This window comes from Limibacterium fermenti, assembly GCF_041902845.1.
In the GTDB taxonomy this organism is placed as follows: Bacteria; Bacteroidota; Bacteroidia; order Bacteroidales; family Dysgonomonadaceae; genus Limibacterium; species Limibacterium fermenti.
Map to the genome: position 1 here is coordinate 1,492,448 of NZ_CP159486.1, position 15,973 is coordinate 1,508,420.

The following is a 15,973-nucleotide window of genomic DNA, read 5'->3' on the forward strand; positions in this document are numbered from 1 at the left end:
ATACCCGGTCGTTGCTTTCCAAATAAAAACTATTGTTAAGGATACTGAGTATCTATGTTCTTAATTGAAATAATTGTTATAGATACTGCGGCTCCTGTCTTCAAACGGAAAATGGCAAGCCGGATACCGGATATCCCCGGCTATATGAAAAATAAGCATCCCCCCTTGTTGCGTATCCTATCCCTGTTTTGCAAATCGCACCCCGGATACAGGGGAGACGGCGTCTTATCGTTCATTTTCATGACAAATACTGCCTGTCGCTTTGTCATGTCACTCGTTTACGGATATGCTTATTGGGTATATTCATAAATATGCCTCAAAGATAAAAGTAATATTTTGAAAATCCAATAAAAAATGAAGATAAAATTATTTCTTCCAGAAGCTGGGCACGATGAGCGAAAGGACGGTAAATATTTCCAAACGTCCGACCAGCATGAGGAAGCAAAGAATATATTTAGCGGCGGTCGTGGCGTGGATGAAATTGCCGGAAGGCCCGAAACGCCCCAGTCCGATGCCGTTGTTGCCGAGTGTCGAAATCGCCGTCCCGAACGATTCGTTGAAAGACATGCCTGTCAAGCTTAGCGCAATCGAACTGACCCCGATGATCGCAAAATATAAAAAGATGAAAGACAATGCTTTTTCGATAACGGTATTCGATACCACCTGGCCGTTTATCTTGACCATATAAAGCGCTTGCGAATGGACGAACCGCTTAAAGGACAAGCGGGCGTTTTTCGTTAATAAAATCAATCGCGATATCTTCATACCGCCCGACGTCGAGCCCTCGCATCCGCAGAAAAGAACCATGGCGAGGAACAGGAACCAATAAAATTCGCCCCACTCCAGAAAATCGACCGTGGTAAAAGCCGTGGTGCTGATGCTCGACACCACTTGGAAAAGCGCTGTCCGGAACGTATCTTCAAACGAGCCGTCGTCATATCCTTTGATATACATGTAGACGATGGTGACAAACGTGAAGATGCCGATTAGCGATGCATACCACCGGAATTCTTCGTCTTTAGCGATTCTTGGCGAAAAATGCCGCAAAAGTTGAAATATCAGCGTAAAGTTTGTCGCACCTAAAAACATCAACACGATTAACACATACTCGACATAGGCCGAATTAAAATGCGCGATTCCGGCTTGCTTGGTCGAAAAGCCACCGGTCGATATGGCCGAAAAGCTATGGCATGCGGCGTCGAACGCATCCATCGGGCCCGCCCATAGAAGCAGGAATCCGCTTAAGGTCAGGAAGAGATAGGTCACCGACATGCTCCGGGTGATATCGCTGATGCGAGGCTTGAATTGTTGTTCCGAAATGCCGGTGACTTCGGCGCTATAGAGTTGCACGGCGGTTCCCCCGAACACCGAGATGAAGCTCATCACGAAAATCAGGATTCCGATACCGCCTATCCAATGGGTGAGGCTGCGCCAGAAAAGAAGCGATTTGGGAAATGCTTCTATGTTCGACAGGGTGGTACTGCCCACGGCGGTGAATCCGCTCATGCTTTCGAAGAAGGCATTGGTGAAAGAGGTGATGGCGCCTCCCAACGTGTAGGGCAGGCAGCCGAATAACACCAGCGAAATCCAAACGAAGGTGACGATGAAAAACGCTTCCCGTTTGGTAATCCGGTTGTTTTTCTTCTTTATTCTTCCGGCGCCGTACAGGGCAACGCCCGAGCAGAAGGTTATGATGGCCGACATGTACAGGTAGTTTACCGAAGGCTCGTGATAATATTCCCCCACCAGAGCCGACAGCAACATAAAAACGGCTTCGATCATCAACGTGACGCCGATGCTGCTGAATACGAATTGAAAATTGAATCTTTGCATGCCATTTAGCCGGATTTGCCCGAAAGCAATCCTGAAAAATTAATTAAACAACCGCTCGATTTGTTTCAAAGCGCTGTCCAGAAAAAACACCACGACTTGGTCGTAGGGTTCGATGAGCGTGTCGCCGTCGATGAGCATCGGCTCGCCGTTTCTTACCAACGCCCCGAAAGTCAAGGCCGAAGGTAAGTGTAAGTTCTTGATAAGTTTTTGAGTGACTTTCGAGTTGGGTTTGGCCGTGACTTCCCCTACATTCGCCTGCGAAAAGGTCAGGCATTTTATGTTCGAAGCATCGGCTTTTAGGAGTAGTTCGTAAATTTTACTTCCAGCAATGAGTTTTTTATTAATGACGGTTCCAATATCGAAACGCTCGGCCATAGAGATATAATCCATGTTTTTGACCTCGGCGACCGTTTTTTTTACGCCATATTGTTTAGCCATCATACAACCCAGTATATTCGCTTCCGAGTTTCCCGTCAGGGCGATAAAGGCGTCCATATCGGCAATACCCTCGCTCTGGAGGAGTTCGGCGTCGCGCGCATCGCCCAAAAAGACCGTTATGTTCGAAGGGCACATTTCCACAAGTTTCTCCGCCCGTTCGCGGTCTTGTTCGATAATCTTAATGTCGATGTTTTGCGGAAGTTGTTGTACGGTACGCATGGTGATGCGGCTGCCTCCCATGAACATGATTTTCTTCGTTTCGAACGATCGCTTACCCAAAATTTCGGGCAGTTCGTGAATGTATTTCCGGAGTGTTGTAAAGTAGATGATGTCGTCGGGAAGCACCTGATCGCTCCCTCCGGGGATGAACGTATCGACATCGCGTTTAATGGCGACCAAGTGAAATATTTTATTGGTATGCGATAACTCGTAAAGATGTTTATTGGCGATGGGGGCGTTATCCCTCACTTTGGCGCCGGCAAGAATGACGGAACCGTTCGATAATTCCCACCAGAAACGGGTCCAGGGTGTCCTGAGCGCCATGGCTATTTCTTTTGCCGCCATCATTTCGGGATAGATCATCGAGTCGATGCCTAATTTCTCGAAAAACCCGGCATTCTTCGGAAGCAGATATTCGAAGTTGTTGATGCGGGCTAATGTTTTTTTCGCCCCCAGATTGGAAGCCAAGATGCACGAGGTGATATTTTGAGATTCTTCGGGTGTGACCCCTATATATAAGTCGGTATCGGCCACGCCCGCGTCTGTGAGGTCTTTCAGCGAAGTACAATTGCCCACGCGGGTAATCACATCGGTGTTGTCACCTACGATGGCCAGACGTTCCCTGTCGGTATCCATCAATGTGATATTGTGGAATTCCTGTCCCAATAATTTGGACAGATGGGTACCGACATTTCCTGCACCGGCAATTAAGATTTTCATAACTCGGAGTTTATTTTAACTCTACCGGAGGTGTCGCTTGGAGGGACGCCGTCGGTTGCCCCATCGCTTGTCCGATTGTGGAAGAGGCCGAATGGGTGGAACGCTTTCAGGCTTTTATCGTGCGGGGCGTCTTGTTTCATTTTTTCGTATACCGAAACGATATGTTGCAGAATGCCGTTTTCGTCCAACTGTTGTAGTTTGAGCAGTTCTTTTACGGCCCCGTGCGGAACAAACCGGTCGTCTATTCCCATCTGATGCACTTGGATATCCGTCAATCCGTTGGCCGCATAAAATTCCAGTACGGCGCTGCCTAATCCGCCGATTTTCGTTCCGTGCTCGAGCGTGATAATATAACGGAACTCTTTGGCCACATTCAGCAAGAGCTCTTCATCGATGGGTTTAAGGAAGAGCATATCGTAATGCGCCACGCTGATGCCCATTTCTTTGGCTTTTTTAATGGCCCGGGCGGCATTGTTTCCGATAGTGCCGATAGACAGTAGCGCGATGTCGCTTCCTTTCGATAATTGGCGTCCTTTACCGATGGGGATAATCTCCGGCTCGTTATGCCAATCTGTCAGTTCCCCGTGGCCACGAGGGTAACGGATGACAAAAGGTCCGTCGTTACCGTAAACCGCCGTATACATCAGGTTGCGTAAATCGTGCTCGTTGTAGGGCGCTGAGATAACCAAGTTCGGAATCAAGCGCATGTAGGCTAAATCGAAAACGCCATGATGGGTAGGTCCGTCTTCGCCCACCAACCCGGCGCGATCGAGGCAAAACACGACCTTTAGTTTTTGCAGCGCCACATCATGGATTATTTGATCGTAGGCGCGCTGCATGAACGAGGAATAAATGTTGCAGAAAGGAATCAACCCTTCTTTGGCCATGCCGGCCGAGAACGTCACGGCATGAGCTTCGGCGATACCCACATCGAAAGACCTTTCGGGGAAGCGATTCATCATAAACGACATGGAGCAGCCTGTGGGCATGGCAGGTGTAACGCCGACAATCTTCTCGTTCTTTTCGGCCATCTCCACCAATGTATGCCCGAAGATATCCTGATAGAGTTGGGGTTGGTTTTCTTTTATTTGAACAAGGCGTTCGCCGGTTTCTTTATTGAACAATCCGGGGGCATGCCAGATGGTAGCCGATTTCTCCGCGGGTTTGAACCCTTTGCCCTTTACGGTTTTTATGTGCAGCAGCTTGGGGCCCGTCATATCTTTAATATTCCTCAATACGCGGATCAGCCCCGGCAGATCGTGTCCGTCTACCGGCCCGAAATAGCGGATGTTAAATCCTTCGAAAAGGTTTTGCTCTTTGGTTATCAGTGACTTCATGCTGTTGTTGAAGCGCAGCATTTGGTTCTTGTCCTGTTCGGTAATCAGGTTGTTGTTCTTGAATTTTTGGTAAAGGTGATTCCTGACTTTATTATATTTTGAAGAGGTTGTCAGTTTGACCAGATAATCTTGCAATCCCCCCACATTATTATCGATAGACATATTGTTGTCGTTGAGGATAATCAAGAGGTTGTTAGGCTGGGAGCAGGCATTGTTCAGGCCTTCGTAAGCCAGTCCGCCGGTCATGGAGCCGTCTCCGATGATCGCCACCACATGGCGGTTGTCTTCGTGATGGAGAGTCGCCGCCACGGCCATTCCCAATGCGGCGGAAATAGACGTGGATGCATGTCCTGCAATAAACGTATCGTACTCGCTTTCGGCAGGATTGGTGAACCCGGAGAGTCCGTTTAGCTTGCGGTTGGTATAAAACCGATCGCGGCGGCCCGTCAGTATTTTATGGCTGTAAGCCTGATGGCCTACATCCCAAACCAACCGGTCGTAAGGGGTATTGTAAAGATAATGAAGCGCCACTGTCAATTCAACGGTACCCAAACTCGAAGCAAAATGTCCGGGATTGTGAGAGAGTTGTTCGATAATAAACTCCCTCAAATCGGCACAGACGACTTCTAGCTGTTCGATATCGAGTTTCTTTAAATCTTCAGGACTATTGATATTTTGCAAATATTTCATTCTTTCTCCAATCGCCGACAAGTTTATAACGATAAGTATCGTAGATTAGTTTAAAATTTATCCATTAATTGGCCATATCCGAGAGGAATTTGATCCGTACGAGGCGTATTTCGTCACTCGTATAGTCGGCCAGTTCCTCCTGCGCTTTCTGCAAATCGTCCGTTTCCGCTTCTTGAAAGTAGTCGTAAATATCTTCCAAGACATCTTCGTCCATGACTTCATCGAGAAAATAGTCGATATTTATTTTGGTGCCGGAATAAACGATCGCTTCCACTTCGGTGAGCATATCGTTAAAGTCGATTCCTTTCGATTCGGCCAGGTCATCGAGCGCTACTTTACGGTCGATAGCCTGAACAATCGATACTTTCAACTTCGATTTGTTGGCGACGGTCTTTACCCGCAAGTCTTCGGGACGGGTAATATCGTTCTCCTCGACGTGCTTTTTAATCAAATCGACAAACTCTTGGCCGTATCGTTTGGCTTTTCCCGCCCCGACACCCGGAATGTTTTGCAATTCTTCGAGCGTGATAGGATAGGAGGTTGCCATCGCCTCAAGCGAAGCCGGTTGGAAAATGACATACGGCGGCACATTTAATTTCTTCGACAGCTTTTTGCGTAAATCTTTCATCATCGAGAAAAGAACCGGGTCGGCGGCTCCTCCCGTGCTGCCGCCGGCAGAGGCCAACGACGATTCCGATTCCAAATCGGGTAAATCGCCCTCTTCTTCCTCTTCCTTCACGATCTTGAACGAGACGGGTTTTTTCAGAAAGTCTTTTCCTTTTTTGGTGACTTTCAGAATGCCATAGTTCTCGATATCTTTTTTCAGATAATTATCGAGTGATGCCTGCCGGATGACGGCGTTCCAGATGTGTTCACTTTCATCCGATCCCGAGCCGAATTCTTCCAACTCGTTATGGCTGAATGTCTCTATCTCCGACGTTTCTTTTCCCAATAAGAAGTTGACCACATAGTCGGCTTTCTGTTTCTCTTTTAACGCAATAATAGCTTCTAATACTGTAATGAGTAATTCTTTTGCTTCCACCTTGATTTTAGGATTTAAACAATTATCACAATGTTCACAATTTTCTATGTTGTAATCTTCACCGAAATAGTGCAATAACACTTTTCTCCTACACACCGGCGACTCGGCGTATGCGGCCGTCTCCATGAGCAGTTGCCGGCCTATTTCTTGTTCCGATACCGGCTTGCCGTGCATGAAACGTTCGAGTTTTTGCAAGTCCTTTTCCGAATAAAAGGCGATGCATTTGCCCTCTCCGCCGTCGCGTCCCGCGCGTCCCGTTTCCTGGTAATATCCTTCCAGGCTTTTGGGGATGTCGTAATGGATGACATATCGCACATCGGGTTTGTCGATTCCCATTCCGAAGGCGATGGTTGCTACAATCACGTTCACCTTTTCCATCAGAAAAGCATCCTGATTGGCGCTTCGTGTGGCGGCATCCATTCCTGCGTGATAGGGTAGGGCCAGAATGTTATTGGCTTGTAGTATTTGTGAGAAATCATCGACCTTCTTCCGGCTCAGGCAATAAACGATACCCGATTTATCGCCCTGCGAAAGGATATACTTAATGATTTCCCTATCGATGGTTTCCGTTTTACGGCGCACTTCGTAATACAGGTTCGGGCGGTTGAACGATGACTTGAATACTTCCGCATCCAACATCCCGAGCGTTTTTTGAATGTCGTGCTGCACCTTCGGCGTTGCCGTGGCCGTAAGGGCGATCACCGGACGCAGGCCTATTTCTTTTATAATGGGGCGTATCCGGCGGTATTCCGGTCGGAAGTCATGCCCCCATTCCGATATGCAATGCGCTTCGTCCACAGCATAAAAAGAGATCTTTACGTTGCGCAAAAACTCGATGTTTTCGAGTTTTGTCAGCGACTCGGGAGCCACATACAGCAGCTTGGTCTTTCCCGCCATAATATCCCGCTTCACTTCCTCGACCTCTTGGCGGTTGAGCGAAGAATTCAAAAAATGCGCAATGCCGTCTTCTTGACTAAAATTGCGCATGGAATCGACTTGATTCTTCATCAAAGCGATTAAGGGCGAGATGACGATAGCCGTACCTTCCGATAAGAGAGCGGGAAGTTGATAGCATAACGATTTCCCTCCGCCCGTGGGCATTAGTACGAACGTATTTTTTTCGGATAAGATACTGCGCATAATGGCCTCTTGATTGCCTTTAAACGTATCGAATCCGAAATATTCTTTTAGTCCTTTGTGTAGAATTTCTTGTCCTTCCATAGAGCGATCTCGCTTTCAAATAAAAATTAACTTTTCCCGCGAGCCAGTTACAAATATAGGAAAGTATTTTTTATTATCCATCATAAAATTAAAATACGAAACGAAGCAAATCCATAAAACATAATTTTATGGATAAACTTTATGAAAAACGGGTTGATTGTTTACTGAAAGGACGTGGAAAAAGATACCCGTCATGCCACTTTTAAGTGTTGCAATCCGGATTTTTCGAGATGTTCGATTGCATATTTCCTCGAAATATGCAATTTTTTCTTTTCTTCGGAAGGCAGGGAGAACATTGCATCCATCATAATGGCTTCGACGATGGAACGCAGTCCCCGCGCACCCAGCTTGAACTCGATGGCTTTATCGACAATATACTCGTTTGCGTCCTTATCGAAAGTGAGTGTAACGCCGTCCATCTCGAAAAGCTTCTGATATTGTTTGACGATGGAGTTCTTCGGTTCGATAAGAATACGAAGCAATGCATCCCGGTCCAACGGTTCCAAAAAAGTAAGTATCGGCAAGCGGCCGATGATTTCGGGAATCAGTCCGAACGTTTTTAAATCCATCGGAGTAATGTATTTCATCAAATTATTCCGGTCGATGGTCGTTTGCTCATTGCTTGCAGCATACCCTACAACGCGTGTATTTAAGCGTTGGGCTATTTTTCTTTCGATACCGTCGAAGGCGCCTCCGCAAATAAAAAGAATGTTTTTTGTGTTGACGGAGATCATCCGTTGTTCGGGATGCTTGCGTCCTCCTTGGGGCGGAACGTTTACGATAGAGCCTTCCAGAAGTTTCAGCAACCCTTGCTGTACCCCTTCTCCGCTCACATCGCGGGTGATGGAGGGGTTATCGCTTTTACGGGCTATTTTATCGATCTCGTCGATGAACACAATTCCTCTTTCGGCCGAAGCGACATCGAAATCGGCCACCTGAAGCAGCCGCGAAAGAATGCTTTCGATATCTTCTCCCACATATCCGGCTTCGGTGAGCACCGTGGCATCGACAATCGTAAAAGGTACGCGCAGTATTTTGGCTATTGTCCGGGCAAGAAGGGTTTTGCCGGTACCTGTTGCACCCACCATAATAATATTGGATTTCTCAATCTCCACGTCATCTTTTACCGATTTCTGAAGAATTCGCTTGTAATGATTATATACGGCTACCGACAGGAAACGTTTTGCATTTTCCTGCCCGATAACGTATTGATCGAGAAATTCCTTTATTTGTTTGGGTTTTGGAAGCGAATTGAGTGATATTTCGGGCGCCGAATGTCCGGAACTCTTGAATGTTTCGTTGACAATCTCATATGCTTGTTCGACGCACATGTCGCAGATATAGCCGGAGATTCCGGATATCAGCATATTCACTTCATTTTCACTTCTTCCGCAAAAGCTGCAATAATTACTACTGTTTGCCTTCTTTGCCATTCGATATTTTATTTTTTTATCAATACATCGTCCACCATGCCATACTCTTTCGCTTCGGAAGCGGTCATCCAGAAGTCGCGGTCCGAATCGCGCGCCACATCCTCTACCGGTTTCCCGGAATGCTTCGAGATGATGGAAAAAAGTTCTTGTTTCACTTTCGCTATTTCACGGGCGGTGATTTCGATGTCGGATGCTTGTCCCTGTACCCCTCCCAGAGGTTGATGAATCATTACCCTCGAGTGTGTAAGGGCGAAACGTTTCTGGGCTGTTCCCGATACCAACAATACCGCAGCCATCGACGCCGCGATACCCGTGCAAATAGTCGATACGTTACTCGATATAAATTGCATCGTGTCGTAGATGCCGTATCCTGCATATACCGATCCGCCCGGAGAATTAATATAGATAGAGATATCTTTTCCGGGGTCGGAAGAATCCAAGAACAGCAATTGGGCTTGGATGACGTTGGCCGTGTAATCGTCTATCTGTGTGCCTAAAAAGATAATACGATCCATCATTAAACGCGAGAATACATCCATCTGTGCGATGTTTAACTGACGTTCCTCAATAATGGTGGGGGAAATGTATCCTCCGCCCTGACTGGTTATGTTCATATAACTGTCTAATCTGGAACCACTCATTCCTAAATGCTTAGTGGCGTATTTTCTGAATTCGTTATTCATAAATTGAGTTGTTAATTCTGTTTGTTACTTTATTGCTCTCTTTTACCGGTTGCAAATAAAGTGCCAATTATTTTTGATTTTACCAAACAAAGATATAATGAATGATCCAAACGAACAATTATTCTGAAAAAAACTCCGGCCTGCTTTTGACACGACCCCGTCGTTAGTCTTTTTGCTCTTGGTCTGCTTCTTCCGTTTGTTCTTCGTGCGAATGCCCCTCGTGACCATGCTCGTGATCGTGATCATGCGAATGCCCCTCATGATCATGTGAATGATCGTGAGGATTGGGGTTTATTTCCTCCAAGAGTTTGCGGAAGTCTTCCGACGAAACGGCTTTTTCGTTTATCTGGATGTTTTCTTTCAGCCAATCGATTAGTTTGCCTTCAATAGCGCGGTCATAAAGGTTGCGGACGGTTTGTTCGTTTTCCATCATGTTCTTTATGTAGCTTTGCAAAAGGTCTGCCGGCACATTGGTCATTCCATATTGGGTGAATTGTGCTTTTGCCACCTCTTCGGCCAGCGATTCGAGATCGTTACTTTCAATTTTGATATCGTTATCGCTTATAATCTTGTCGCGTGCAATCATATATTTCAGGTCTTCGAGCACTTGCGGATAGTTTTCATCGGTTAATTGCGACGATTTTGCCGATTCTTCGGAGCGTTGCAACCAACGTTTAAATAATTCTGCGGGAAGCTGCACCTCTTCCATCTTCGAGAGAATCAGTTTGCGGGCTTCCTGCAAGAAAAGATTGTCGGAGCTGGGTTTGAACTGGTTATTGAGACTTTCCGCTACTTTCGATTTAAACTCTTCCTCGGTGGTAGCCGCGCCTTCACCCAATACTTTGTCGAAAAGTTCCTGATTCATTTCGGCTTCTTTGTAGCGGGTCACTTCTTTGATGTCGAAACGGAATTCCGACCGGATATCTTTTACATCTTCCTTAATGGTTTGCAACAACGAGGCAATTTCGGCATCATTATTATCATACGCTATTTTAGGATCGAAAACGACGCTGTCGCCTACTTTGGCGCCGATGAATTTTTGCTTGATTTCTTCGTCTTTTACATACGACGGCATCAGGATGGCATTTTCAATGACGCGTCCGTTTTCTTTATCCTTACCGTTTTCCTGTTCGGTAAGGATACCCTTGATCAGGTCGGTGTCCAATGCCGGTTCTTCCACATTGACGTATGTCCCGTAGTTTTGTTTGTAGGCTTCCATCTGCTTGTCGAGCAAATTCTCTTCGAGCTCCACCTTATAATAAGTGGCTTCGTCATTTTTCGTAAATGCCAGGTCGAATTCGGGAGAAAGAGCTACATCGAAATAAAACGTGAACGTTTCCTCCTTGTCCAAATCCGGCTGTTTATCTTCGCTTTCATCGGGCATCGGTTCGCCTAATATCTTTACCTTGTTGTCACGAATATAATTCGTTAAAGCATCGTTTAAAATCTTGTTGAGTTCTTCTACGAGAACGGCTTTCCCATACATTTTACGGATAAGCCCTTTGGGGACTTTCCCTTGGCGGAAGCCGGGAATATTCGCTTTTTGGCGGAATTGGTTCAAGGATGATTCTACTTTACCTTCGTAATCGGTTTTTTCCAGCTCAACGGCAATTACGCCGTTCACTTCGTCAGTCTTATTAAGTGATACCTTCATTGGAATGTCAATATATTTTTAATTCGTTTTGTGAGTTTGGAATGTAAATCTGCTGATTTCAACTATTTAAAGCTCTTTTCCAAAACAAGACTGCAAAATTAGTGTTATTCTTTTAAACTGCAAAAAAATATTATCTCAATCTCCATCAATCTCTCATCAATCATCTTCAATCTCCATCAATTTTTGTATCTTTGCATCGTAAAATACATTACTACATGCAGCAAATATTAGCCGGCTCTTCCCCGTTGTCGAGATTGTTTTATCTCTTTCTTTTTGCATTCCTCGGATTATTCGTGGCGAGCGGATTATCGATAGGCGTTTCGCGCATTTTTAACTTATCCGGTGCGGATGCCGGCGTACTCTATGTGACGCTTTTTTTGCAATCGGCCGGCATGTTCCTGCTGCCTGCTTACACCGTTGCGGCATGGAGTTCTCGCGAGCCCCTGCGATATTTGAAGCTTCAGAAAACGGATGGAGCGGAGAGAGGCTTTCTATTGGCGGTGATGGTCTATGTGTTGTCGTATGCTTTCGTGGCTTTTTTAACTCGATGGAACCAGGGAATCACCTTGCCGGAGTCGATGCATGGTATCGAACAGTACATGCGCGCCATGGAAGATTCGGCCATGGAAACGACCGACCGGTTGCTTTCGGGGCAAACTATCGGGACGTTTTTGCTGAACTTTCTCATTATGGCTGTGCTTGCTGCGGTTGCCGAAGAGTTGTTCTTTCGAGGGGCGTTGCAGCAGTTCATCGAAGAATGGGCCGGTAACGGGCATGTGGCCGTTTGGGTGTCGGCATTTATTTTCAGTGCTCTGCACATGCAGTTTTACGGCTTTTTTCCGCGATTGGCGCTGGGGGTGTTATTGGGCTATTTATTCTTTTACACGCGTAACCTGTGGGTGCCGATTATCATGCATCTTTTCAATAACGGGGTTATAGTGATCGTATATTTTTTACGGAAAGAGGACGATTGGACGGCGAATTTGGACGATATGCCGTTATCGCTGACCTTTGGCGTGGGGGCTGTGTTGAGTGTTTTCTTTACGGTATGGGCTTTCCGATGGTACCTGTCCGGAAAGCGTCGGAAAGGCGCTTCGGAGGAAGCCGACCCTTCATAATTTTTTTAGTATAATGATACAAATTCAAGATACGATATTATCAGACGATATTTTTGAGGCACATTTCATTTGCGACTTGTGTAAGTGTAAAGGACAATGTTGCGTGGACGGCGAGTCGGGTGCGCCTTTGACCAAAGAGGAATATGACCGGATAAAGGTGATACTTCCTGTTATTTGGGAGGAGCTTTCGCCGAAAGCGCAGGAGCTGATTCGTACGCAGGGAATCGCCTACAACGATTATGACGGGGAGTTGGTTACGTCGATTATCGGAGGCGATGAGTGCGTGTTTACCTATTTCGATGAAGCCGGCGTATGTAAATGCGTTATTGATAAGGCATACCGCGAAGGGCGCATCGATGTGGAAAAACCGGTATCGTGCCATTTATATCCTATCCGGATACAGAAATACAACGATTTTACCGCGGTCAATTATCATCGATGGTCGATATGCAAGCCGGCAACCAAACTCGGACGAAGGGAAGGGGTGAAAGTATATCAGTTTTTAAAAGAGCCGCTTATCCGTTATTTCGGCGAAGAGTGGTATAACGAGGTGTGCGAAGCGGCGAAATTATTGGAGCAGGAGACAGGGAGATAGCGCGACAAAGAGACCCTTAAGTGACAAAGTGACAAGGGGACAAGGGGACAAGGGGACAAAAGATGCCGGCTTTTGTCCAAAAGTATATAAATTAGTGTCTTTACCGTTATTTTACAGAGGAAAAGTAGTATCTTTGTCCGGAAAACGGAAAGCAAATGACTATAATCACATTGAAAATAGATAAAAGGGAAAAAGAAGCCCAAGCGCTTCTTGAGTATCTTGAAAAACTCTCTTTTGTGGAGATAAGAGAGATAAAAGAAGACAACTCTTCTGAAACGAATAAAGAAGAATTTTTCGCCAGGATAGATCGTTCTATTGAAGATGTAAAAAGAGGAAGGGTTATTAAGCAAAATCCGGAAGAAAGTATTGACACTTTCATTGATAGATTGTTGTGTACCGAATAGTGTTTTCGGGAGAAGCCAATAAAAGCCTGAAAAAGTTGGAAAAAAAGTGCCCGAAGCTATTTTGAAGTTGAAAGTGTTACTTAAAGATATAGCCGAGCATCCACGTACCGGTATAGGTCAAATAGAGCAACTGAAATATTATAAAGAGGGCACTTGGTCGCGTAGAATTAATAGAGAGCATCGAATTATCTATCGAATAGATGATGACGCCAATGAAATACTTGTTCTCTCAGTTTACGGACATTACAACGATAAATGATACATTTTATGGAGGAAAAAAAACATCGTTCCGGATTTGTAAATATTGTGGGAAACCCCAACGTCGGTAAATCAACATTGATGAACCGGCTGGTGGGTGAAAAGATTTCCATCATTACCGCGAAGGCACAGACTACCCGTCATCGCATTATCGGTATTGTAAACGCACCGGAATATCAAATTGTGTATTCCGACACGCCCGGCGTACTGCGCCCGAATTATAAATTGCAGGAATCGATGCTGCGTTTTTCGCTTTCGGCTCTCGACGATGCCGATGTGTTGCTCTATGTGACGGATGTGGTGGAGACGATTGACAAAAACGATGACTTCCTGTCGAAAGTGCAACGGACGGAGACGCCCGTATTGTTGCTTATCAATAAAATAGACCAGAGTAATCAGGAAGAACTCGAAAAGATGGTCGAACGTTGGAGTGACTTGCTGCCCCGAGCCGAGATTTATCCCATATCGGCATTGAATAATTTCGGTATCGACCGGGTGAAACAACGGGTGATGGAGTTGCTTCCCGAATCGCCTCCGTATTTCGAAAAAGATGCGTTGACCGATAAACCGGCACGCTTTTTCGTTACCGAAATTATCCGAGGAAAGGCCTTGCTGTATTATCAAAAAGAAGTGCCGTATTCGATGGAGATCGTCGTGGAAGAGTTTAAAGACGAACCCGATATCCTTCGCATCCGTGCAATTGTGATGGTTGAACGCGAAACGCAAAAAGGCATCGTCATAGGGCACAAGGGAGCGGCATTGAAAAAACTGGGAACCGAAGCCCGTAAGGATATCGAGCGCTTTTTCGAGAAAAAAGTCTTTCTTCAGCTATATGTCAAAGTCGAACCAGACTGGCGAAACCGAGACAATATGCTCAAAACATTCGGATACAAGTTGGACTGAAAGACTGTAGACCGGAGACTGGAGGCTGGAGGCTGGAGACTGGAGGCTGGAGACTGAACATTAGACATTAGACAATTAGACAATAATATGAGTAATTTAGTAGCTATAGTAGGACGCCCCAATGTGGGGAAATCAACGTTGTTCAACCGATTGACGCAAAGCCGTCAAGCCATTGTGACCGACGAGGCGGGTACCACGCGCGACCGTCTTTACGGTAAAGTGCAATGGAACGGACAAGAGTTTTCGTTGATCGATACAGGCGGTTGGGTGGTCAATTCGGAGGACGTGATGGAGGATGAAATCAATAAACAAGTCGATATAGCTATTAAAGAAGCGAATGTGGTCCTGTTTGTGGTGGATGTGATGAACGGACTTACCGACCTTGACTCGAGTGTCGCCGATATTTTGCGCAAATCGGGCAAGCCGGTGGTCATCGTTTCGAATAAGTCCGACAATTATTCGATCGGATATCAATCGGCGGAGTTTTACTCGTTGGGATTGGGCGATCCGTATGCCATTTCGGCGATTAACGGTTCGGGAACGGGCGATTTGCTCGATCGTGTCGTGAGTCTGTTCTCGAAGGAAACGCCCGAAGATGAGTTGGAGGATATCCCTAAGTTCGCTGTCGTAGGGCGCCCCAATGTGGGAAAATCGTCTATCATAAATGCCTTGCTCGATGAGAAACGGAATATCGTGACGGATATTGCCGGTACTACGCGCGATTCGATTTATACGCGTTACGATAAATTCAATATGAACTTTTACCTGATTGACACGGCAGGCATCCGTAAAAAAGGAAAGGTGACGGAAGATATGGAATATTTTTCGGTGATCCGGTCGATCCGAGCCATCGAAGAGGCCGATGTCTGTATTCTCATGGTCGATGCTACACGAGGTATCGAAAGTCAGGATTTGAATATTTTCTCCATTCTACAAAAGAATCGGAAAGGGTTAGTCGTTTTAGTGAATAAATGGGATTTGGTAGAGGACAAAACCAATACGGCTGTTCAAATGTTCGAGAATGCGATTCGCGAGCGGTTGGCGCCTTTTGTCGATTTCCCGATCATTTTCGGGTCGGCGCTTACCAAGCAGCGTATCCTGAAGGTGATGGATGTGGCCAAAGAGGTATATCAGAACCGCAAGCGAAAGATTCCTACGAGTAAACTCAACGAGGTTCTTCTGCCCTTGATCGAGCGGACGCCGCCGCCTGCCAACAAAGGAAAATATATTAAGATAAAATATATTACGCAATTGCCCAATACCGCGGTGCCGACATTCGTTTTCTTCTGCAACTTACCGCAATGGGTGAAAGAACCGTATAAGCGTTTCCTCGAAAACCGCATGCGCGAAAATTGGAGTTTTACCGGTACGCCGATAAATGTGTTTTTCAGGGAGAAGTAATATAATTAGCAAATTAGCAAATTA

The 15,973-nt window shown here is 45.9% G+C and carries 12 protein-coding genes and 1 pseudogene; 6 read left to right on the forward strand and 7 right to left on the reverse strand.

The window, feature by feature from the left end; all coding sequences use genetic code 11:
* Window positions 1-366: 366 nt before the first annotated feature.
* The 7 genes and pseudogenes from ABNK31_RS06805 to tig all read right to left on the reverse strand — a co-directional run bounded on the left by ABNK31_RS06805 (window position 367) and on the right by tig (window position 11,270).
* Window positions 367-1,833, reverse strand: coding sequence for a TrkH family potassium uptake protein (locus tag ABNK31_RS06805; RefSeq protein ID WP_418894924.1), 1,467 nt, complete (start codon window positions 1,831-1,833; stop codon window positions 367-369).
* Between the two features lie 39 nt (window positions 1,834-1,872).
* Window positions 1,873-3,210 carry a Trk system potassium transporter TrkA gene (trkA, locus tag ABNK31_RS06810; protein WP_418894925.1) on the reverse strand — a complete coding sequence of 446 codons (1,338 nt, stop codon included), beginning with the start codon at window positions 3,208-3,210 and terminating at the stop codon, window positions 1,873-1,875.
* A 158-nt stretch (window positions 3,211-3,368) separates the two neighbouring features.
* Window positions 3,369-5,237: pseudogene (gene dxs, locus ABNK31_RS06815) on the reverse strand (1-deoxy-D-xylulose-5-phosphate synthase); the annotation flags it as partial.
* Between the two features lie 64 nt (window positions 5,238-5,301).
* Window positions 5,302-7,500: a DNA helicase RecQ gene (recQ, locus tag ABNK31_RS06820; RefSeq protein WP_418894926.1), complete on the reverse strand. Its 2,199-nt coding sequence runs from the start codon at window positions 7,498-7,500 to the stop codon at window positions 5,302-5,304.
* Window positions 7,501-7,691: 191 nt separating this feature from the next.
* Window positions 7,692-8,933, reverse strand: coding sequence for an ATP-dependent Clp protease ATP-binding subunit ClpX (gene clpX / locus ABNK31_RS06825; protein WP_418894927.1), 1,242 nt, complete (start codon window positions 8,931-8,933; stop codon window positions 7,692-7,694).
* Window positions 8,934-8,941: 8 nt separating this feature from the next.
* Window positions 8,942-9,616 carry an ATP-dependent Clp endopeptidase proteolytic subunit ClpP gene (gene clpP / locus ABNK31_RS06830; protein WP_418894928.1) on the reverse strand — a complete coding sequence of 225 codons (675 nt, stop codon included), beginning with the start codon at window positions 9,614-9,616 and terminating at the stop codon, window positions 8,942-8,944.
* A 163-nt stretch (window positions 9,617-9,779) separates the two neighbouring features.
* Window positions 9,780-11,270 carry a trigger factor gene (gene tig / locus ABNK31_RS06835; RefSeq protein ID WP_418894929.1) on the reverse strand — a complete coding sequence of 497 codons (1,491 nt, stop codon included), beginning with the start codon at window positions 11,268-11,270 and terminating at the stop codon, window positions 9,780-9,782.
* Window positions 11,271-11,485: 215 nt separating this feature from the next.
* Here tig and ABNK31_RS06840 point away from each other — a divergent pair, with 215 nt between their 5' ends.
* The 6 genes from ABNK31_RS06840 to der all read left to right on the forward strand — a co-directional run bounded on the left by ABNK31_RS06840 (window position 11,486) and on the right by der (window position 15,949).
* On the forward strand, window positions 11,486-12,388 hold the full coding sequence (locus tag ABNK31_RS06840) for a CPBP family intramembrane glutamic endopeptidase (RefSeq protein ID WP_321579685.1): 903 nt from the start codon (window positions 11,486-11,488) through the stop codon (window positions 12,386-12,388).
* A gap of 13 nt (window positions 12,389-12,401) precedes the next feature.
* Window positions 12,402-12,983: a DUF3109 family protein gene (locus ABNK31_RS06845; protein ID WP_418894930.1), complete on the forward strand. Its 582-nt coding sequence runs from the start codon at window positions 12,402-12,404 to the stop codon at window positions 12,981-12,983.
* Between the two features lie 155 nt (window positions 12,984-13,138).
* Entirely contained in the window at window positions 13,139-13,387 is a 249-nt protein-coding gene (locus ABNK31_RS06850; protein ID WP_418894931.1) for a hypothetical protein, read from the forward strand.
* A 73-nt stretch (window positions 13,388-13,460) separates the two neighbouring features.
* A complete protein-coding gene (locus ABNK31_RS06855; RefSeq protein WP_418895369.1) occupies window positions 13,461-13,646 on the forward strand; it encodes a Txe/YoeB family addiction module toxin in 186 nt (61 codons plus the stop codon).
* A gap of 8 nt (window positions 13,647-13,654) precedes the next feature.
* On the forward strand, window positions 13,655-14,548 hold the full coding sequence (gene era, locus ABNK31_RS06860) for a GTPase Era (RefSeq protein WP_418894932.1): 894 nt from the start codon (window positions 13,655-13,657) through the stop codon (window positions 14,546-14,548).
* 87 nt (window positions 14,549-14,635) lie between these two features.
* Window positions 14,636-15,949, forward strand: coding sequence for a ribosome biogenesis GTPase Der (gene der, locus ABNK31_RS06865; protein ID WP_418894933.1), 1,314 nt, complete (start codon window positions 14,636-14,638; stop codon window positions 15,947-15,949).
* Window positions 15,950-15,973: the final 24 nt, after the last annotated feature.